Source organism: Pseudomonas sp. P5_A2_2 (genome assembly GCF_054177685.1).
Genome location: NZ_JBGCUL010001015.1, coordinates 1 through 1,559 on the forward strand (window position 1 = coordinate 1; position 1,559 = coordinate 1,559).

Consider the following 1,559-nt stretch of genomic DNA (forward strand, 5'->3'; position numbering starts at 1 on the left):
TGGCCAATAGATAGTCCGCTTTGGCAATGGCGATGCTGTGGCCTTTGTGGTCCGAATCCCTTGCTCGTTTGAAGGTGTGGAATCCGAGTTCGTTAAATGACTTCTCTTTGGAGGCTGAATAAGAGTTTGTAATGATAATTCTGGCGCCGTTATTGCTGAGAGGAACCACATGCCTCTTGATGTTATCGAAAAAGAGAGCCTCGGTATTGTAGACATGGCTAAAATGCCCACTCAATAGAATCAGGTCGCTTGGGTTTCTTGTCGTGTCACGGAGGTTATCCAACAACTGCCAGCCGTCTCCAGTCGAAAAATGAGTTGGCCGTTTTGCGCGTTCATGAAGGTGGCCGATGTAATTGAGATGATCGATGTTCGCCAAGCCGGCTGAAAACAATTTTAAGGTTCTCCCTTCCGAAAACATTAGATTGGAAGGAAAATGAAAAGTGTGTTTGCCGTTTTGTAGCAGCCTTATTTCATTAATGGCGTTATTGCGTTGGTTGCTGTTCTGAGTCATATAAAACATGGCGGCAAGAAATGCTCTGTCATCTGCAGAGTGAACAGGTGCGTCAAGAGCTGGCTCGCCGTCCTGTAGCCTGGCGGTAATTGAAGCACCTTTGGTCGGGGGAGGGCTGATAATGACCGCTCCGTCTTTTATCTCAACAATAACCTGCATGGCCTCAATGAAGTAGTCTCTAACATCGTCGCGGAATTTGTTCACCTTGGCTTTCGCTTCCAGCGTCTCCGGGGTGCCTTTGGGGGCTGGATCGAGCCCGATATAGGCTTTGGCATCCTCTTTGGAAGCAAATTTTATAGCCAGCTCACTGTTAAAGAGGAACTGGTTCGTTTCGCCGATTCGAATGAGGTCTCTTTTAATGAATTCAATGTAGTATTTTACGCGATCAGGTTGTTGGGCTATTTCCTTTTGAGTCCATGAGATCAGGGGATTAAGATCATTTATCATCATCTCTCCTTCAAATCCGACGGCCCTGGCATAGTTGCCATAATAGCCCGACCCGGCCATCGGTTCTATGATGCGCTGAATGGCAGGTTCGCCATTTGATTTCTGATTGACAAGGTCTGCGATCAGTCCGCCATTGAGGTTTGTCACTTCCGCGGCAACATTTCCAGGTACCTTGAAATAGGACAAGGTATGTACGTCAAGCTGCATTCCGTATTCAGCGAATAATTCTGTTTTTTGTTTGATGTTGCCGGCGTTAGTTTTTTCTGTCATGGGCGTTTGAGCAAAGAGTGTGGTTTCTTGTTCGGGTGTCAGTTTTTCCTTGGGGAAGAATGGGTAAGTTTTATTTTGCTTGATCCATTTGCGATCTATAAAACTGAATTGTTCTTTATGTCTGGAGTGAATCAAGGCGAAGGGTTGGATACTTCCTCCATCGTCTGGACGCCACTGCCCATTCCATACCGTATTCGTGTCTGGTTGTGATCGAGGTACTCTGCTGATGACTACCCCTGCATCGGTTGAACTGACGCTGCCCTTGAGCCATTTAATGTCGTTTCGTGCATCAGCGGCAATCAGCACCTTGTGCGCTTCGGCGCCGATATTC

1 protein-coding gene is annotated in these 1,559 nt (G+C 47.0%); it reads right to left on the minus strand.

Annotated features, from left to right (window positions below):
• Nucleotides 1-1,559 (minus strand): hypothetical protein (locus ACXRVY_RS28335; RefSeq protein WP_458238872.1); only part of this gene is annotated, 1,559 nt, incomplete at both ends.